We start from the raw sequence: 18,829 nt of genomic DNA on the forward strand, positions 1-18,829 counted from the left end.
CTTACTCTGATCACATGGCCGATCTGAATCGCGTCCGCGTCTGGGGTGAAGCGCTGATCCGCATGCACCTCGACTCGTCGTGGTCGTTCGCCTTCGACAACGCCAAGAGGCGCGCGGGGCTCTGCGACTATCAGCGCCGGCGCATCTCGGTGTCGCGCTACCTCGCGGCCCGCTTCGACGACGACGAGATCCATCAGACCCTGCTGCACGAGGTCGCGCACGCCCTCGCCGGTCACGAGGCCGGTCACGGCGCGGCGTGGAAGCGCGTCTCCCGCTCACTCGGCTATGTCGGCGGCACCACCCACCAGGGTGAGACCGCGACCGAGCTGGCCCCGTGGATCGGGCGATGCCCGGCGGGGCACGTCGCCTATCGGCACCGCCGCCCGGCTCGGGAGACCTCGTGTGCCAAATGCTCGCGACGGTTCGACCGACGGTTCCTGTTCGAGTGGCACCGTCGCGAGATCACCGCGGCCGACCGGCTCGCCGCGCAGCTGCCCCGCTGACTTCGTGCGGCTGCGGCGCGCTCACTCCGCCGAGCGCGGGGCGCGATAGCGCCGCACGAGCAGGGCGATCAGACGCCAGCCGAGCAGCAGACCGGCCAGCACGAAGGCGGCGACGATGATGAACGGCGTCTCGGCGGTGTCGCCCGTGGCGATCCGCAGCAGCATCCCGCCGGCCACGGTCACCACCCACACGATCACACCCCAGCCCAGCGACCACGGTCGGCGCGGACGAGCGGGCACCAGCGCGGCGAGCGCATGTCCGACGACGAGCGCGACGAGGAACGGCCACGCCGTGAGCAGGAATCCGAGTGGATCCTCGTCGTGCGAGGCGCGGCCGATGACCGCGAAGACGAGCACGAGCACGGCGTCGACGATGACCGCGGGGAGGTACCTCATGCTCCGACCCTATGCCGCCGCGCGGGGCGCGCCCCGGCGCCGCGCGCTGAGCTGATCAGCTGAAGCGCTCGAACACACGGTCGTCGAGCACGGGTACGACGTCGACGGCGTTCAGCTCGGCGGCCTCGGCCGTGGTCGCCGGGCGCACGCCGGCGGCCTCCATCCGGGCGGTGGATGCCACCCCGTCGACCAGCTCGCGGCCCGAGCCGCTGCCGATGAGCATGTGCCGCAGGCCGGGGCGCAGCGCGCGGAACGCCTCGGCCGCCGCCGCTGCCTCGGGCGAGGAGTGATCGATGCCGAGGTCGCACAGCGCGTCGACGATCGCCCCCGCACCCAGCTGGTCCTCGACCGCGAAGCGCAGCGCGCCGGCGGGCGCGAGCTCGCCGGCGGCGATGATCGAGACAGAGGTGCGTGCGCCCTGGCGCTCCTGCAGCGTCATCACCGCGCGGGCGGTCGCTGCGGCGTTGCGGACGCCGCCGACCAGGACCGTCGCGGGTCGGGCATCCGGACCGGATGCAGCCGACGCGGCTGAGACGACCGCCGCGCCGTTCGTCGACCACCCCGCGGCGGAGTCGAGCGGGACGCGCTGACCGGCCGCCACGGCGTCGGCGAGTGTGGACGAGAAGCGCAGCACGTCGACCACGATCACGACGTCAGCGGGAGCGAGCCGGGCGAGCCCCTGCGTGCCCCACTCGAGGCGCACCTGGTACGAGGACTGGTCGAACGGCGAGGGCATTTCTCAACCCTAATCCGCCCCACTGCGGCCGCCGCCACCTTCAGTCGGCTGCGAGGGCCTCGACGGGCGCGACCCGGGTGGCCAGGCGCGTCGGAGTGACCGCCGCGACGACCGTGAGCACCGCGGTCGCGACGACGATGATGGCCACCGGGATCCACGGCACCGCGGGATAGACGAGTCCGGCGGGCTCGAAGTCGGGCAGCACCGGCACCGATCCGAGCAGCGACTGCGCGGCGATCCAGCCGTACGCGACGCCGAGCACGAGGCCGGTGAGTGTCGCGGCGACCGTGATGTGCACGGCCTCGAGCAGCACCATGCGGCGCACCTGCGTCGAGGTCAGCCCGATTGCCCGCAGCAGGCCGAGCTCGCGGCGGCGCTGCACCACGCCGATGGTCAGCAGGTTGACCAGGCCGACCGCGGCGATGACGGCCGACACCGCCACCAGCACCATCATGATGCTCGCGAACGCGTCCATCGGGGCGAAGAATCCGTCGACGAACTCCCCCTCGCTCTGGCGCATCATCAGCGCCTTGACCGATTCGAGAGCGACGGCGAACATCGTCACCAGCGCCACACCCATCACCACGCCGATCGCCATGCGGCTCGAGCGCTCGGGGTGGCGCAGGGCGTTCTCGGCCGCGAGGCGCGCGGTCGCGCCGCGGCCGAAGAGCCGCCCGACCAGGCGCAGGACGGGCGGCATGAACAGCGGCGACGCGGTGGCCAGACCCGTGAACGAGAACAGCCCGCCGAAGAACGCCACGACCACGCCCAGCGGAGTGATCAGTCCGAGCACCACGCCCGCGGCGAGCAGCGCGACCCCCACGACGATCAGCACGAGAGCGCCGACATGCTTGCCGCGGCGCCCCGCCTCGTCGTCGTGGGTGCGCTCGACCGAGCCGCCCAGCGCCTGCAGCGGCGTGACCGTCAGCACCCGTCGCGAGCCGATCCACGCGGCGAGCCACGTCGTCAGCGCGACCCCGACGACGGGGAACAGCACGCCCGGCTGCGCCACGGTGAAGTCTCGCGCGCCAACACCGAGCAGGGAATCTCCGATCATCACCCCGAGCGCCGCGAAGCCCACACCCGAGGCGAGCCCGATGCCCGCCCCGATCAGACCGACCACGAACCCCTGGCCGGTGACCTCCGCCCGCTGCGAGCGCGCTGATGCGCCGATCAGACGCAGCAGCGCGATGCGCCGGGTGCGCCCGGCGATGATGGTCGAGAAGGTGTTCGCGGTGACGATCGCCGCGACGTACATCGCTACCGCGACGAGCAGCACCGACAGGATCATGACCACCACGGCCAGCGTCTCGCTGTCGCCGATGAACGGGTCGGCCTGCAGCACGGCCCCGACGTAGGCGGTGACCTCGACGAGGATCACCCCGAACGCGGCGGCGAGCGCCGAGACGAGCACGCTGGCGCCCATCCCCCGCTCGCGCAGCCAGTGCAGACGGCCGGCGCGAGCGCGAGCGGGCGAGATCCCCGATACGGCCGCGACGGCGCTCACGCCGCCACCTCCGCGGCGAGCATGTGCGCGGCGATCTGCTCGGCGCTCTGCTTCGGGTGATCGGCGGTGATCCGGCCGTCGCCGAGGAACAGCACGCGGTCGGCGTGGCTCGCCGCGATCGCGTCGTGCGTGACCATCGCGATCGACTGGCCGTGGTCGCGGCTGGCGCCGGCGAGCAGCGCGAGCACCTCGCGGCCGCTGCGGGAGTCGAGGTTGCCGGTCGGCTCGTCGGCGAAGACGAGGTCGGGCGCGGTGGCCAGCGCGCGGGCGATCGCGACGCGCTGCTGCTGCCCGCCGGAGAGCTCGTGCGGGCGGTGGGCGAGCCGGGATGCCAGGCCGAGGCGCTCGACGAGCGAGTCGATGCGCGCGCGCTCGAGCGCCGTCGGCTGCCGGCCGTCGAGTTCGAACGGCAGCAGGATGTTGCCCAGCGCGTCGAGCGTGGACACGAGGTTGAACGCCTGGAAGATGAAGCCCACGCGGCGCCGGCGCAGGATCGTCATCTCGAGGTCGCCGAGACCGGTGATCTCGGTGTCGCCGATCCAGGCTCGCCCCTCGGTGGGGGCGTCGAGGCCGGCCATGATGTGCATGAGCGTGGACTTGCCCGAGCCGGAGGGGCCCATGATGGCGGTGAACTGGCCGCGGCGGATGCCGACGCTGACGTCGTCGAGGGCGCGGACGCCGGCGGCGCCGGCCCCGTAGGTCTTGGTGAGGTGCTGGACGCGTGCGGCGAGGCCGAGGTCCGAGGTCGTGATCTCCATGCCCTCGACGCTATTTCCGCCGCCCCGGCGGGCACATCGGCCCGACGATGGCATCCGCGTACATCGCAGGGATGATCCCTGCGCGCCCGCGGGAGTATGGCGGTCAGGCCAGGCCGTGCTCGAAGGCGAAGACGACCAGCTGCACGCGGTCGCGCAGGCGCAGCTTGTTCAGGATGCGGCTGATGTGGGTCTTCACGGTCGCCTCGCTGAGATACTCGCGCGCCGCGATCTCGGAGTTCGACAGTCCGCGTGCGGCGAGCGCGAAGATCTCCCGCTCGCGGTCGGTGAGGTCGGCGTACTCGGCCGGCACGGGCTTGGTCTCGGTGGTGAAGTGCGCGAACAGCTCGCGGGTGGCGGATGCCGCGATCACACTCGACCCGGAATCGACCGTCCGGATCGCGGCGAGCAGGAACTCGGGATCGGCGTCCTTCAGCAGGAATCCACTGGCGCCCTGCTGGATCGCCCGGGCCGCGGCCTCGTCGAGGTCGAAGGTCGTGAGCATGACGATGCGCGGCGGGTCGGGCTGGGTGAGCACCTGGGCGGTCGCGGTCAGGCCGTCCATGACGGGCATCCGGATGTCCATCAGCACCACGTCGGGGCGGGTGCGTCCGATCACCTCGAGCGCCTCGCTGCCGTCTCCCGCTTCGCCGACCACATCCATGTCGGGCTGCGACGAGACGAGCATCCGCACACCCGCGCGGAACAGCGCCTGGTCGTCGACGAGCACGACCCTGATCATCCGTGACCTCCTGGTCGTCTGGGGCCCGCTCAGTTCGCCGAGGGGCCGATCGGAAGCGTAGCGCGCACGGTGAAGCGGCTCGGGTCATGTTGCACCGTGAGCGTTCCGCCCATCAGCTGAGCGCGCTCGCGCATTCCGATGAGGCCGTGGCCGCCGTGCGCACTCGTCGACGCGTCCGCGGCCGTGGACGCGGCGGGGATCCGGTTGTGCACGAGAAGGTCGACCCGATCGGTCCACCACGACAGACGCACGTCGACGTCGCCCTCGCCGTGCCGGATGGCGTTGGTGAGCGCCTCCTGCAGGATCCGGTAGACCGCCAGCTGCACGGCGCCGGGCGGTTCGGCCTGCGGCATCGGATCCACCGACACCCGCGGCTCGACGCGCGCCTGACGCACCTGGGCGAACAGCGTCTCCAGATCGGCGAGTGTGGGCTGGGGGCCGTCGCCCTGCCGGTGGCGCAGCTGGGTCAGCAGCATCCGCACATCCGACAGCGCGGAGCGCGCGGTCTGCGCGATCGTGGTCAGCGCCTCCTGCGCGAGCTCGGGTCGGGCGGCCGCGGCGTAGCGTGCGCCGTCGGACTGCGCGATCACCACGGCGAGCGAGTGCGCGACGATGTCGTGCATGTCGCGGGCGATGCGCACGCGCTCCTGCTCTTCGGCCGCCGCGGTCTCGGCACGCAGCTGCGCCTCGCGGTTCGCGCGGCTCTGGCGCACCAGCCGCCAGAGCAGCCCGGCGCCCCAGGCCATGGCGAGCGAGAGCACGATCGTCAGCCCCATCGTGATGCTCAGCAGCACGAGCCGCATCTCGATCGGTGAGGGCGCGGTCACCGCGGCCGTGAAGTCGTACTGGAGCACGCCGATGTAGACGCCGGCGATGAGGCCGCCGCCGACGGCGGAGGCGCCGCCGATCCACATCATGCGCTTCGTGCCCCAGGCGGCGGCGGCGAACAGCACCACGAAGATGGCGAGATCGAGCGGAAGCGGCGGCAGGCCCGCGGCCATCTGCAGCAGCGCGCCCGTCCAGGCGACCACCAGCGCGATCGGCGGCGAGAGCCGGCTGATCGCGGCCGCCCCCCAGAGCAGCATCGAGACCGCGACGAGCATGACGGCCGAGGGCGGATCGGGCAGCCAGAAGCTCAGCTGCCCGCCGCTGAAGGTCAGCGACAGGGGAACGGTGATCAGCAGCCCCACGATCGCCCCGACGATGTCGAGCACGAGCCAGGGAGCGGAGATGCGGCGGATCACCCCTTCACGCTACGGGAGCCCGTGCGCACCCCGCGTCCGCCTCGAGATGTATCCGCCGGATCAGGCTCGGCAGAGGATCTCGCCGTGCGGGACGAGATACCAGCCGTCGCCGTCGGATGCCCAGGCGCGCCAGGCGTCGCTGATCTGCCGCAGCTGCGCCCGATCGGCGAGCCCGTCGCGTTCGAGCTGTGTCGAGAGCGCGGACTGCAGGATGCGGTCGGCCCACATCCCGCCCCACCACGCTCGCTCCTCCGGCGTCGCGTAGCACCAGGTCGATGCGGTGGCGGTGACGTCGGTGAACCCGGCGGCGCGTGCCCAGGCGAGCAGGCGGCGCCCCGCATCCGGCTCGCCGCCGTTGCGCCGCGCCGCCTCGCGGTACAGGCGCAGCCACTCCTCGAGCTCGGGCAGCAGCGGGAACCAGATGAACCCCGCATAGTCGGCGTCACGGGCGGCGACGAGGCCGCCCGGCCTGGTGACCCTGCGCATCTCGCGCAGCGCCTGCACCGGGTCGCCGACGTGCTGCAGCACCTGGTGGGCATGCACGACGTCGAAGGTGTCGTCGGCGAAGCTCAGCGCATGCACGTCTTCGACGGAGAAGTCGACGTTCGTCGCCCCGCGCTCGGTGGCCAGCGCCCGCGAGAGGCCGAGGGCGTCGTCGGAGATCTCGGTCGCCGTGACCCGGCGCACCCGTTCGGCGAAGTCGAGGGTGATGGTGCCGGGGCCCGCTCCCACGTCGAGCAGATGCGCATCCGGTGTCAGGTGCCCCGCGAGGTAGGCGGCGGAGTTCGCAACGGTGCGGTTGTTGTGCGAGCGCAGCACCGAATCGTGGTGCCCGTGCGTGTAGACGGCCATGCGGCCAGTCTGCCGCAGCGGTGGCTCAGTCGCTGGCGAGGCGACGCAGAGCCTCACGGTCGGGTTTGCCGGATGCCAGCGTCGGAACCCGCTCGGCGCGCAGCTGCGCCGGCCGGGCATGCCGGCCGATCTCGGCTTCGACGCGGGCGCGGGCGGCCTGGAGCAGCTGCTCTCCGTGGGGCACGTCGGCGAAGACGACGGATGCCTCGCCCCAGCGCTCATCGGGCACGCCGACCACGACCGCCTGCTCCAGCCCCGGGATGCCGCGCACGACCCGCTCCACCCGGTCGAGCGACACGTTGATGCCGCCCGACACGATCACGTTGTCGATCCGCCCGGTGACGGCGAGACGACCTGCGGGCGTGATGGTGCCGGCGTCGCCGGTGCGGTACCAGCGCGCGCCGTCTGGACCGGTCACGAACACCTGGGCCGTGCGCTCGTCCTCGCCGAGGTACCCGTCGGCGAGCATCGGTCCGCTGATGCGCACCTCTCCCTCGACCTCGGCGAGCCCGACGCCGTCGAGCGGTCGCCCGTCGTAGACGCACCCGCCCGCCGTCTCGCTGGAGCCGTAGGTGCGCACGATCCGCGCCCGCGCGGCGTCGGCGCGGACGCGCAGCCGCTCGGGCAGCGCCTGTCCGCCGACGAGGATAGCTCGGTACGACGCAAGCGCGGCGCGCACGCCCGGCTGCTCGTCCGCGGCGTCCAGCAGAGTCGCGAGCTGCGCCGGCACGAACGAGGTGAACCGGTCGACGCCGTCACGCAGCGTCGCGGTCGCGCGCACGAAGGCATCCGGGGTGAGACGGCCCTCGAGCAGCACCGGGTCGATGCCCGCGAGCAGCGAGCGCCCGAGCACCTGCACGCCGGCGATGTACGCGGCGGGCAGGGCGAGCATCCACTGCCCCGATCCGATCCGCGCGGCGGTCGCCGCGGCGCTGGCCCGCAGCGCGGCGGCGCTGAGCACGACGCGCTTGGGGATGCCGCTGGACCCGGAGGTGGCGATGACCACCGCGGTGCCCTCGGGCACCACATCCTCCGCCGAGGGCTCGAAGCCGAGCGCCAGGGGGCCCGCTCCGTCGAGCGCGGCCGGCAGGGCATCCCGCACCGCGCGCGGGTCGCCGCCGTCGACCGGATGCAGCCTCACGACCTCACCTCCCCGATGCTTCGGGTCGCGATTCGTGCCGAACCGCGAGGCGTACCCGCCCTCAGGTCGCGATTCGTCCCGGAAAGACCCGCGAATACCGGGACGAATCGCGACCTGAGCTGCAGAGCGGACGACATCGATCAGAAGTGGTACGGGAAGGGCGACCAGTCGGGGTCGCGCTTCTGCAGGAACGAATCGCGGCCCTCGACGGCCTCGTCGGTGCCGTAGGCGAGGCGGGTCGCCTCGCCCGCGAACACCTGCTGGCCGACGAGCCCGTCGTCGACGGCGTTGAAGGCGAACTTCAGCATCCGGATGGCCGTCGGCGACTTCGTCAGAATCGTCCGGGCCATCGCCAGCGCCTCCCGCTCGAGTTCGGCGTGCGGCACGACGCGGTTCACCGCACCCATCTCGTAGGCGCGCTGCGCGGAGTACTCCTCGGCGAGGAAGAACACCTCGCGAGCGATCTTCTGCCCGGTCTGCCGCGCCATGTACGCCGAGCCGTAGCCCGCGTCGAAGCTGCCCACATCGGCGTCCGTCTGCTTGAACCTGCCGTGCTCGGCGCTCGCGATCGTCAGGTCGCACACGACGTGCAGCGAGTGCCCGCCGCCCGCGGCCCAGCCGGGCACGACGGCGATGACGACCTTGGGCATGAACCGGATCAGTCGCTGCACCTCGAGGATGTGCAGCCGCCCCGCCCGCGCCGTGTCGTGCACGGCCGCCTCGTCGTCGGAGTACTTGTAGCCGTCGCGACCGCGGATGCGCTGGTCGCCGCCCGAGCAGAACGCCCAGCCGCCGTCCTTCGGGCTCGGGCCGTTGCCCGTGAGCAGCACGGCGCCGATCCGCGGATCCTGGCGCGCGATGTCGAGCGCACGATACAGCTCGTCGACCGTGTGCGGGCGGAACGCGTTGCGCACCTCGGGCCGATCGAACGCGATGCGCGCGACGCCCCCGTCGCGCGACACGTGTGCGGTGATGTCGGTGTAGTCCTCGGCTCCGGGAGCGAGCTGCCACTCGGACGGGTCGAAGATGTCGGAGACGAAGTCGGCGGTCACGGCTCTCAGCCTATGCGCGCTTCGGCCTTGTCCGACGATCCTGCTCGCGTACGATCGTGGCGTGCTTCTCACAACTCGCCTCCGCCGTTCCGTGCTCGTCCTCACCGCCGCCGCCGCGCTCGCCCTGTCGGGCTGCGCGTCGAACCCGGATGCTGCAGACCCGGGCTCATCGGCTCCCGCACCGTCGTCGACGGCGACCGAGGCATCCGGAACCTGCTCCTACCCGGAGGACGGCCGCCCGTCGGAGAAGAACGTGGACGCGCCGGCCACCGAGCCCACCGAGACCGGCGAGGTGCCCGCGACGATCAGCACCGGCGTGGGCGACCTGAAGGTCACGCTCGACGCGGAGAAGACGCCGTGCACCGTGAACAGCTTCCTCTCGCTCGCCGAGCAGGGCTACTTCGACGGCACCACCTGCCACCGCCTCACCACCGACGGCATCTTCGTGCTGCAGTGCGGTGACCCGAGCGCCACCGGATCGGGCGGCCCCGGGTACTCGTTCGCCGACGAGCTCGACGGCTCAGAGACCTATGAGGCGGGCACGCTCGCGATGGCGAACGCCGGGCCCGACACGAACGGCTCGCAGTTCTTCGTCGTCTACGCCGACAGCCAGCTGCCGCCCAGCTACACCGTGTTCGGACACCTCGACGAGGCCTCCACCGCGATCGTCGCCGATGTGGCCGCGGCCGGCACCGAGAGCGGTGGCCCCGACGGCGCCCCGAAGACCCCGGTCATGATCGAGAGCGTCACGAAGGGCTGACGCGGGCGCCCGACTGGCTCCCTCAGGCTGCGAGGCGGGCGCGGGCGGCCTTGCGCCAGCCGTCGGCCATGTCGCCAACCGCGATCGCGATGATCGCGAGACCGCTGAGCACCGCCAGCACGGTGACCGCGTCCTGGCCCACGCCCTTCGCGAGGAACACCTCCTCGACGAACCGGGGATTGAACAGCGCGCCGAGCCCGAGCGCGGTGAGCCCCAGGCTCATCACGCAGACCGCGACAGCGGCGTTGATCCACGCGAGGGTCATCGTCCAGTGCCCGCGAGCGAACACGGCGAGCGCGAGCGCGGCCTCGGCGGCCAGCAGCACCATCAGCGCTCCGATGCCCCACGGCCACAGCCCCGGGTTCAGGATCGACAGCGGTGCGCCGTCGGACGGCGTCCAGCCGCGCAGCTGATCCCACAGCACCGCGCCCGCGAACAGCGCGAGCAGGACGAGCGAGGCGATGAGGTCGGCGCGGCCGGTTCCGTGCTGCACCTCTTCGGGCAGCTGGTCGACGCTCCACCTGGCGCCCGTGTCGGCTCCGGTGCGCTCGAGCACGAAGAACACCAGCGTGGTCCAGAACGTCACGTGCACGATGACCGAGAGCACCACGATGATGACCTCGCCGATGATCTCGCCGATGCCCGCGCCGGTCAGCGCCTGAGCGATCGCGACCCCGCCGGCGGCGCAGGCCGGCACGACCACGAGCAGGATCTTCAGCAGACGCCACCAGGTGAGGAAGTACTTCGGTCCGATCAGATGCAGCGGGCGATCCGCGTACCCGGCGGCGAGGATCCCGGGATCGCCCAGCTCGGTGAGCACCGCGCGCTCGGCGTGCTCGAGCGGCTCGCCGTTCTCGGCGCGTGCCTCCACGGCATCCGCGATCGAGGCGCGCAGCTCGTCGCCCACCTCTTCTCGCAGGCTCTCGGGCAGGCTCCGCACGGTGGCGGCGATGTAGCGGTCGGTCAGCGTGGCGGTCATGTCAGTTCTCCTCATCGCGGAGCGCGGCGGTCGCCGCGGCGATGGCGGCGACCTCCTGAGTCAACGTCGTGGCGAGGCGGACCCCCGCCTCGGAGGTGCGGTAGAACTTGCGAGGCCTCGCCTCGTCGGTGTTCCACTCGCTGTCGAGATAGCCCTGCTTCTCGAGTCGGCGCAGCAGCGGATAGAGGGTGTTCGCGTCCGTCGGGAAGCCGGCGGATGCCAGCTGCTCGAGCAGCCCGTAGCCGTACCCAGGCGTGCGCAGCAGCTGCAGGCTGGCGAGCACGATCGTGCCGCGCCGCAACTCCTGCAGGTGTCCGTCGAACTCCGTCTCGTCCATGTCCGTCACTATATTGTGTGTCGCACACCATTGTCAATGACACATTGTCAGATTCACGACGCCTCTAGTCTGGGGCGATGACCTCCGCCCTCGAGATCCGCCGCGTCGCCCCCTTCGACACCGTCGAGCACAACCTGTGGTGGCAGGCCTATGCCGAGGCGAAGCGCGCCGACATGGGCGAGAACGCGCTGGTCTGGACGCTCGAGGAGAGCCGCGCCGAGATGCAGCAGGCCTCGGCCACGACCGATCGTCGTGCGTATGTCGCGCTGCGCGACGGCTCGGTGATCGGGTCGGGATCGCTCGCGCTGCCACTCAAGGACAACGTGCACTCGGCCGCCGTCGGCGTCACCGTGCCGCTCGCGCACCGGCGCCAGGGTGTCGGCTCGGCCCTCCTCGCCCACATCGAATCCGATGCGGTCTCCGCCGGACGCACGACCCTGCGGGCGGAGACCGCGTGGCCGGCCGCGGCGCCGACCGACGGCAGCGGCGAGCCCGGCATCGAGTTCGCCCGCCGGCACGGCTATGCACTCGCGCTCGGCGATCTGCAGAACCGCCTGGAGCTGCCTGTCGCCGCGGAGGTCATCGACCGGCTGCTCGCCGAGACCCCGTGCACCGGGTACGAGATCCGCAGCTGGGTCGGACCCGTGCCCGACGAGCACCTCGCCGAATGGGCGGCACTCGACGCCCTCGTCGACACCGAGGCGCCGACAGGCGCGCTCGACATCGAGGCGGGTTCCGCCGATGTCGACGACTACCGGGCCGACGAGGCGATGCAGGCCGCCCAGGGCCGCACCTCGTTCGGCACGGTGGCGCTGGATGCCGACGGCAGCATCGCGGCGTATACGCAGATCGTCGTCTCCGGCGACGACGGCAACGCCTATCAGTGGGGAACGCTCGTCCGCCGCCACGACCGCGGCCACCGGCTCGGTCTGCGCGTCAAGCTCGAGAATCTGCGGATGCTGCAGCAGCACTCCCCCGAGACTCCGCGCATCTACACGTACAACGCCGAGTCCAACGCGCACATGCTCACCGTCAACACCCGCCTCGGCTTCGAGGCCACCGGCCGCCTCGGCGAGCTGCAGAAGCGCCTCGGCTGATGTCGGCTGACGTCCGACCCAGGCCGACCGGCATGATGGACGCATGACGCCGCCCCTCGCCGACCTGCTCGCCACCGCCCGCGTGGTCGCCCTGCCGATGACCACCCGGTTCCGCGGGGTGGACGTGCGCGAGGCGCTGCTGTTCGAGGGGCCGCAGGGGTGGGCGGAGTTCTCGCCGTTCGTCGAGTACGCCGACGCCGAGGCCGCGACGTGGCTCGCCGCCGCCATCGACTTCGCCTTCGTCGAGCAGCCCGCGCCCCTGCGCGACCGGATCCCGGTCAACGCCACCGTCCCGGCCGTCGAAGCCGACCGGGTCGGCGACGTGCTCGCCCGATTCGACGGATGCCGCACCGCCAAGGTCAAGGTCGCCGAACGCGGTCAGGTGCTGGCCGACGACGTCGCGCGCGTGCGCGCCGTGAGGGAGCGGATGGGGCCCGAGGGGCGCATCCGCATCGACGCGAACGCGGGGTGGAACGTCGACGAGGCCGAGCACGCCATCCATGCGCTGGCCGAGTTCGACCTCGAGTACGCCGAGCAGCCATGCGAGAGCGTCGCCGAGCTCGCCGAACTGCGCAGGCGCGTGAAGCACATGGGCATCCCCATCGCGGCCGACGAGAGCGTGCGCAAGGCCGACGATCCCCTCGCGGTCGCCCGCGCCGGCGCCGCGGACCTCGTCGTCATCAAGGCGCAGCCGCTGGGCGGCATCCGGCGTGCGCTCGAGATCGTCCGGCAGGCCGGCCTGCCTGCGGTCGTGTCGAGCGCTCTCGACACCGCCGTCGGCCTGTCTCAGGGCGCCGCGCTCGCGGCATCCCTGCCCTCGCTCGAGTACGACTGCGGGCTGGGCACCGCCTCGCTGTTCGCCGACGACGTCGCCGACGCCCGCCCGGTCAGCGGCTCGGTGTCGGCTGCCCGGGTGACCCCGGATGCCGCCGCCCTGGCGCGCCTGGAGGCCGCCGCCGACCGGCGGACCTGGTGGCTCGAGCGGCTTGAGCGCTGCCACGCGCTGCTGAACGGCTGAGGGGACGTCAGCCTCGGATCATCTCGACCATCCGGCCGAGGGCGTCGCTCGCCGTGCGGCGCAGACGGTCGGAGTCGAGACCGCCGATGGCGCCGCGCACGGTCATCCCCTCCCAGACGATCATCAGCAGGCGTGCCGCCTCGTCGGCGCTGATGCGCAGGGTGATCTGCCCGGCGTCGATGATCTCCTGGATGATGGCGGCGATGCTGCGCACCATCTCGTCCTCCTGAGCCAGATAGGCGGCACCGAACGCCGGGTCGCGCAGCGCCCGGATGCGGATCTCGCTCATCATCATCACGCCGACGCGGTCGTCGGCGCCGGAGTCCATGATCTGCTGCACGAGATCCGCCGGATCGCAGTCGTCGAGGGCGTTCTCGCCGACAAGCGCCGAGACGCGCTCGCGCACGGCCTGCAGCCGGGCCTCGCCGACGGAGGCGGCGAGGGTGAGGAACAGCTCGTCCTTCGACTCGAAGTTCGAATAGAACGCGCCGCGGGTGAAGCCGGCGCGGTCGCAGACGGCCTCCACGGTGGCGCCCTCGAGTCCGACCTCGGCGAACACCTGCTCGGCGGCCTCGAGCAGACGCGCCCTGGTGTTCTCACGGCTGCGTGTCGCCGTCATCGATTCTCCTTCACATCGGGTGCACAGCATCCGGCATCCCGATGCCCATACGATACATCTACGTACTGAATACGTTCGTGTATCGAACTCTCGTGGAGGCCGTGTGTCCACCCTTCTCTCCTCGCTGGGCCGCTGGTCGTTCCGGCACCCGTGGCGCGTGCTCGTCGCCTGGCTGATCGTGCTGGGCGTCGCCGGCGGTGGCGCGGTCGCGCTCGGTGCCGGAACCGACAACACCTTCTCGATCCCGGGCACCGAGTCGCAGGCGGGTCTCGAGCAGCTCTCGCGCACCTTCCCGCAGGTGAGCGGCACGAACGCGCAGTTCATCGTGGTGGCCGCCGACGGCGACGACATCACCGATGCCGCGTACCGCGACGACATCGAAGACACCGTCGACCGCCTCGAGCGCTTCGACGGCGTGCTCGCGGTCACCTCGCCCTACGACGAGAACATCTCCGGCATGATCAACGCCGAGAAGACCGCGGCGATCGTGCGCCTGCAGTTCGACGGCCAGTCGACCGATGTGCCGGCGAGCGTGAAAGAGGACCTGCGGCAGCAGGTCGACGACCTCGCGGGCTCGCTGCCGGACGGCTCGCAGGCCGCCTTGGGCGGCGATCTGTTCGCCACCTCCATCCCCACCGTCACGATCACCGAGGCGATCGGCCTGCTCATCGCCCTGCTCGTGCTGATCGTCACCTTCCGCTCGTTCGTCGTGGCGGGCCTCCCGCTGCTGACCGCCGTGCTCGGGGTCGGCATCTCGATGGCCGGCATCTTCGCCGCCACCGCATTCGCCACCGTCTCGTCGACCACTCCCCTGCTCGCCCTCATGCTCGGGCTCGCGGTCGGCATCGACTACGCGCTGTTCATCGTCGCCCGGCACCAGGACCAGGTGCGCGACGGCATCGACCCTGAGGAGTCCGCCGCGCGCGCCGTCGGCACCGCCGGCTCCGCCGTGGTGTTCGCCGGCATCACCGTGCTGATCGCCCTGATCGGGCTGGGCTTCGCCGGCATCCCGTTCCTGACCACGATGGGCATCGCCGCCTCGGTCGCCGTCGCGATCGCCGTCGCCATCTCGGTCACCCTCACTCCGGCGATGCTCGGCTTCCTGAAGGGACGCGTCGCCGGCCGCCCGCGCCGCGCCGCCGAGAAGGCGGATGCCGCGCCCCGGCGCCCGTTCTCTCGCCGCTGGGTCGACGCGATCACGAAGCGCCCGATCATCGTGGCCACCGCAGTGGTCGTCGGGCTCGGCGTCGTCGCCATCCCGGCGCTCAGCCTCAACCTCGCTCTGCCGAACGCGGGCGTGCTGCCGAAGGGCTCCGAGGCGCGGGTCAGCTACGACCTCACCGCCGAGCAGTTCGGCCCCGGGTTCAACGGCCCGCTGATCCTCACCGGCACGATCGTCACCTCCACCGACCCACTGAACCTCATGCAGGATCTCGGCGACGAGGTCGAGAAGCTGCCCGGCGTGCGCGAGGTCGCCCTGGCCACGCCGAACGAGACCGCCGACACGGGCATCGTGCAGATCATCCCCGAGACCGCCCCCGACGACCCGGCTACCAGCGACCTCGTGCGCGAGCTGCGCTCGCATCACGACGAATGGCTCGACGAGTACGGCATCGACCTCAAGGTCACCGGATTCACCGCGGTCGCGATCGACATCTCCGACCAGCTCGGCGCCGCGCTGCTGCCGTTCGGCGTCTTCGTGATCGGGCTGTCGCTCATCCTGCTCGCAATCGTGTTCCGCTCGATCTGGGTGCCCGTCACCGCCGCGATCGGATACCTGCTGTCGATCATCGCCGCGTTCGGCGTGGTCGCCGCGGTCTTCGAGTGGGGCTGGTTCGCCGACGCCCTGCACGTGGCCCGCACGGGCCCGATCATCAGCTTCATGCCGATCGTGCTGATGGGCGTGCTGTTCGGCCTGGCGATGGACTACCAGGTCTTCCTCGTCTCGCGCATGCGTGAGGACTTCGTGCACGCGCGCGGATCGGGCAGGGCCGAGGCCGTCGAGGCGGTGCGCTCGGGATTCGCGGGCACCGCTCGCGTGGTCACGGCCGCGGCGCTCATCATGTTCGCCGTGTTCGTCGCGTTCGTGCCCGAGGGCGACTCGTCGCTCAAGCCGATCGCGCTGGGCCTCGCCGCGGGCATCGCGATCGACGCGTTCCTCGTGCGGATGACGCTGATCCCCGCGGTGATGGCGATCCTCGGCGAGCGCGCGTGGAGCATCCCCCGGTGGATGCAGCGCATCCTGCCGCACGTCGACATCGAGGGCGAGGCCGTCGAGCGCGAGCGGGCACTCGACGCCTGGCCCGGCGACGACAGCGTCGTCGCGGCCGACGACCTGATCGTCGAGGCCGCGGGCATCGCCGGCGCGCATCTGCGGCTCGCGCCGGGAGAAGCGCTGGTCGTCACCGGCGGCACGCCGCGCGCCCTGCGCACGTTGGCTCTCGTGCTCGCCGGACGCGTGAAGCCGGATGCCGGAAAGCTGCGCGTCACGGGGCACCTGCTGCCCGGGCGCGCGGCGTGGGTGCGCGCGCACGTCGGCGTCGCACTGCTCGACGAGCCGGATGCCGTGACGCAGCTCCGCGAGGCGCTGCGCGGCCGGACGACGCTGGTGATCCTCGACGGCGTCGAGCGCATGTCGGCATCCGCCCGCGATCAGCTGGCTGCCCGCCTGCGCGACGCCGGCGACAGCCTCGCCGTCGTCTGCACCACGACCGACCCGGATGCCGCGCAGCGCCTGCTCGCCGATGCCGGCCGCCCTCTGGCATCCGTCTCTGATCTCTCCCTCTCCCCCGCTTCCGCCGAGACCCCGTCTTCTCGTCGAGACCCCGCCCTGTCGACGTCTGCAGCGCGAGGTGTCGACGACAGCCCGGGGTCTCGACGCACCGATCCCTCCGACTCGACCGAGGTGAACGCATGAGTCTTCCTATCGAACGCGCCCGCTCGCGGCGGCCGATCACCTGGCTGACGCTCATCGGGGTGCTGCTGCTGCCCGCGATGATCGGCGGCATCCTCGTCGGCGCGCTGCAGAACCCGACCGACCGGCTCGAGGAGATGACCGCCGCGGTGGTCAACCTCGACAAGCCGGTCACGATCGACGGACAGTACACTCCCCTCGGCCGCCAGCTCGCCGCGGGTCTCGTCGAGGGCTCGGACGAGCTCGACTCTAACCTCACCTGGGTGATCTCGAACGAGGACGACGCCGCCGAGGGCATGGCCGACGGCCGGTACCAGGCGATCGTGACGATCCCGAAGTCGTTCTCGAAGGACGCCACCTCCGCCGGTGTCGTGCTGCAGGACGGTGAGGGTTCTGCCGAGCAGGCCGAGATCAGCGTGACGACCCCGCCTGACGGACGAGTGGCAGACGGGCTGATCAGCCAGCAGATCGCGTCGGTCGCCGCATCGACCCTGGGCACCATGCTGAGCGAGGCGACGGTCGGAAACGTGCTGATCGGCTTCACGACCATCGGCGACCAGATCGGCGACGCCGCAGACGGCGCCGATCAGCTCGCCGACGGCGCCCGTTCCGCCGCGGACGGCGCGGCGGAGATCCCCGGCGGCGCGGCGCAGCTGGCGGACGGGGCGAACAAGCTCGCCGACGGCTCCGGCCAGCTCGCCGATGGCGCGACGCAGCTCGGCAGCGGGGCGTCGGCCCTGGCCGGCGGGGCGAACCAGGCCGCCAGCGGTGCCGTGTCGCTGGGCACCGGGCTCGACGTCATCGCGTCCAAGACACGTGAGGCCGGTGCCGGCGCGACGCAGCTCGGCAACGGTCTGGTCGGCGGGGCTGCGGCGATCACCGCACCCGACAGCGAGATCAACACGCTCGTGCAGACGCTGCAGCTCGTCGCGAGCAACGCGGGCGCTGCGGCGGCGTCGTCGGTCGACGCCGCGACGAAGATCGGCGGCGTGGCGCAGACTCTGGGCAGCCTGGCTGCCGAGTGCGACCCGGCTGTATCGGGTGCGGACTTCTGCGCACGTCTCGCCGACGCCGCAGGCTCTGCCACGAGCGCGGTCGGGGCGGCGAAGCAGACCGCCACCGACGCGGGCACGGTCGATGGGATCATGGCCTCCGTCGGCGAGAACGTGAAGGGCCTTCCGCAGCAGCTGGCCGCTCCGCTGAAGACCGCCGGGGAGTCGGCGCTGCAGCTCGGCGGCGGCGTGGGCCAGATCGCCGACGGCATCGAGCAGTCGGCGGACGGCGCCCGCGAACTCGGTGGCGGCGTGGCCGAGATCGGCACGGGAGCGGCGAAGCTCGGCGACGGCGCCACCGGTCTCGCCACGGGCGCCTCAGGCATCGCCGACGGCGCATCGCAGCTCGGCGACGGTATTACGGCCCTCGGCGACGGCGCGGGCGAGCTCGCGGACGGGCTCGGCGAACTGGCATCCGGAACCGGCGACCTCGCCGACGGACTGCACACCGCGTCGACCTCGCTGCCGTCGTTCGACGACGAGGAGACGACCTCGTTGGCGTCGGTGATCGCCGACCCGGTCACCTCGACGTCCGACACCGACGACCTTTTCGGCCCGACCACGATCCCGCTGCTGTCGGCGGTGGTGCTGTGGTTCGGCGCGCTGGCCTCGTTCGTCGTGCTGCGGGCGGTGCCCGGCAGCACGCTCACCTCGCGCCGGTCGTCGATCGGCATGGTGCTGCGCGGCTTCTGGCCGGCGGCTGCGATCGGCGCCGCCCAGGGTCTGCTGCTCGCGCTCGTGGTTCAGCTCGTGGAGAGCTACGACGCCGCGACGTGGTGGGGCTTCGCCGGGTTCGCTGTGGTGGCGGGCATCGCGTTCGCCGCGATCAACCAGGCTCTGGTGGCCGTGCTGGGCGGCATCGGCCGCTGGGTCAGCGCCCTGGTCGGGGTGCTGGCGTTCGCGACGAGCCTGATCTCGACTGTGCCGGGATGGCTCGCCGGCCTGGGAGCGGCGATGCCGACCGCGCCGGCCCTGAGTGGACTGATCGAGCCGAACGGTGCGGCCTTCGCGGGGCTCGTCGTGTGGGCCGTGCTGTCTCTGGCGGCCGCGACCGTGGCGGTCGCCACCCGGCGCACGACCTCGGCGAAGGCCGTGCTGGCCGCGGCATAGCATCCGGGGTTCTGC

The 18,829-nt window shown here is 71.9% G+C and carries 18 protein-coding genes; 6 read left to right on the forward strand and 12 right to left on the reverse strand.

Annotated elements, in window-relative coordinates:
* Positions 1-14: 14 nt before the first annotated feature.
* Positions 15-503, forward strand: a complete 489-nt coding sequence (locus V2S04_RS06795; protein ID WP_413637732.1) for a SprT-like domain-containing protein — start codon at positions 15-17, stop codon at positions 501-503.
* A 21-nt stretch (positions 504-524) separates the two neighbouring features.
* Here the strand turns inward: V2S04_RS06795 and V2S04_RS06800 are convergent, their stop codons facing one another.
* The 9 genes from V2S04_RS06800 to V2S04_RS06840 all read right to left on the reverse strand — a co-directional run bounded on the left by V2S04_RS06800 (position 525) and on the right by V2S04_RS06840 (position 8,928).
* Positions 525-899: a DUF3054 domain-containing protein gene (locus tag V2S04_RS06800; protein WP_413637733.1), complete on the reverse strand. Its 375-nt coding sequence runs from the start codon at positions 897-899 to the stop codon at positions 525-527.
* Positions 900-954: 55 nt separating this feature from the next.
* A complete protein-coding gene (locus V2S04_RS06805; RefSeq protein ID WP_413637734.1) occupies positions 955-1,635 on the reverse strand; it encodes a 2-phosphosulfolactate phosphatase in 681 nt (226 codons plus the stop codon).
* Between the two features lie 40 nt (positions 1,636-1,675).
* Positions 1,676-3,142, reverse strand: coding sequence for an FtsX-like permease family protein (locus V2S04_RS06810; RefSeq protein WP_413637735.1), 1,467 nt, complete (start codon positions 3,140-3,142; stop codon positions 1,676-1,678).
* Positions 3,139-3,900 (reverse strand): ABC transporter ATP-binding protein, encoded by a 762-nt coding sequence (locus tag V2S04_RS06815; RefSeq protein WP_413637736.1) that lies wholly within the window; start codon positions 3,898-3,900, stop codon positions 3,139-3,141. The genes V2S04_RS06810 and V2S04_RS06815 overlap by 4 nt, the downstream gene beginning before the upstream one ends.
* A 103-nt stretch (positions 3,901-4,003) precedes the next feature.
* A complete protein-coding gene (locus V2S04_RS06820; RefSeq protein WP_413637737.1) occupies positions 4,004-4,639 on the reverse strand; it encodes a response regulator in 636 nt (211 codons plus the stop codon).
* A gap of 29 nt (positions 4,640-4,668) precedes the next feature.
* On the reverse strand, positions 4,669-5,883 hold the full coding sequence (locus V2S04_RS06825) for a histidine kinase (RefSeq protein WP_413637738.1): 1,215 nt from the start codon (positions 5,881-5,883) through the stop codon (positions 4,669-4,671).
* 60 nt (positions 5,884-5,943) lie between these two features.
* Positions 5,944-6,735: a methyltransferase domain-containing protein gene (locus V2S04_RS06830; protein WP_413637740.1), complete on the reverse strand. Its 792-nt coding sequence runs from the start codon at positions 6,733-6,735 to the stop codon at positions 5,944-5,946.
* Positions 6,736-6,760: 25 nt separating this feature from the next.
* The gene (locus tag V2S04_RS06835; RefSeq protein WP_413637741.1) at positions 6,761-7,876 is read right to left on the reverse strand and encodes an AMP-binding protein; all 1,116 of its coding nucleotides are present in this window, start codon (positions 7,874-7,876) and stop codon (positions 6,761-6,763) included.
* Positions 7,877-8,016: 140 nt separating this feature from the next.
* Positions 8,017-8,928 carry a 1,4-dihydroxy-2-naphthoyl-CoA synthase gene (locus tag V2S04_RS06840; protein WP_413637742.1) on the reverse strand — a complete coding sequence of 304 codons (912 nt, stop codon included), beginning with the start codon at positions 8,926-8,928 and terminating at the stop codon, positions 8,017-8,019.
* 61 nt (positions 8,929-8,989) lie between these two features.
* Between V2S04_RS06840 and V2S04_RS06845 the strand changes: the two genes are divergently transcribed.
* On the forward strand, positions 8,990-9,688 hold the full coding sequence (locus V2S04_RS06845) for a peptidylprolyl isomerase (RefSeq protein ID WP_340087338.1): 699 nt from the start codon (positions 8,990-8,992) through the stop codon (positions 9,686-9,688).
* A gap of 22 nt (positions 9,689-9,710) precedes the next feature.
* On the opposite strand, the gene V2S04_RS06850 is transcribed toward V2S04_RS06845, so the two are convergent.
* Together V2S04_RS06850 and V2S04_RS06855 are read right to left on the reverse strand one after the other, a co-directional pair.
* On the reverse strand, positions 9,711-10,667 hold the full coding sequence (locus V2S04_RS06850) for a permease prefix domain 1-containing protein (protein ID WP_413637743.1): 957 nt from the start codon (positions 10,665-10,667) through the stop codon (positions 9,711-9,713).
* 1 nt (position 10,668) lies between these two features.
* On the reverse strand, positions 10,669-11,004 hold the full coding sequence (locus tag V2S04_RS06855; protein ID WP_413637744.1) for a PadR family transcriptional regulator: 336 nt from the start codon (positions 11,002-11,004) through the stop codon (positions 10,669-10,671).
* Between the two features lie 77 nt (positions 11,005-11,081).
* Between V2S04_RS06855 and V2S04_RS06860 the strand changes: the two genes are divergently transcribed.
* Both V2S04_RS06860 and V2S04_RS06865 read left to right on the forward strand, forming a co-directional pair.
* Positions 11,082-12,101, forward strand: a complete 1,020-nt coding sequence (locus tag V2S04_RS06860; protein ID WP_413637745.1) for a GNAT family N-acetyltransferase — start codon at positions 11,082-11,084, stop codon at positions 12,099-12,101.
* A 43-nt stretch (positions 12,102-12,144) separates the two neighbouring features.
* Positions 12,145-13,119 (forward strand): o-succinylbenzoate synthase, encoded by a 975-nt coding sequence (locus V2S04_RS06865; RefSeq protein WP_413637747.1) that lies wholly within the window; start codon positions 12,145-12,147, stop codon positions 13,117-13,119.
* A 7-nt stretch (positions 13,120-13,126) separates the two neighbouring features.
* On the opposite strand, the gene V2S04_RS06870 is transcribed toward V2S04_RS06865, so the two are convergent.
* Positions 13,127-13,738 (reverse strand): TetR/AcrR family transcriptional regulator, encoded by a 612-nt coding sequence (locus V2S04_RS06870; protein ID WP_413637748.1) that lies wholly within the window; start codon positions 13,736-13,738, stop codon positions 13,127-13,129.
* Positions 13,739-13,841: 103 nt separating this feature from the next.
* On the opposite strand from V2S04_RS06870, the gene V2S04_RS06875 reads away from it, so the two are divergent.
* Together V2S04_RS06875 and V2S04_RS06880 are read left to right on the forward strand one after the other, a co-directional pair.
* Positions 13,842-16,655, forward strand: a complete 2,814-nt coding sequence (locus tag V2S04_RS06875; RefSeq protein ID WP_413637749.1) for an efflux RND transporter permease subunit — start codon at positions 13,842-13,844, stop codon at positions 16,653-16,655.
* Positions 16,652-18,814 (forward strand): YhgE/Pip family protein, encoded by a 2,163-nt coding sequence (locus V2S04_RS06880; RefSeq protein ID WP_413637750.1) that lies wholly within the window; start codon positions 16,652-16,654, stop codon positions 18,812-18,814. The genes V2S04_RS06875 and V2S04_RS06880 overlap by 4 nt, the downstream gene beginning before the upstream one ends.
* The last annotated feature ends 15 nt before the right edge of the window (positions 18,815-18,829 follow it).

Origin of the sequence: Microbacterium sp. OR21 (assembly GCF_047306785.1) — a bacterium.
GTDB lineage: Bacteria > Actinomycetota > Actinomycetes > Actinomycetales > Microbacteriaceae > Microbacterium > Microbacterium esteraromaticum_E.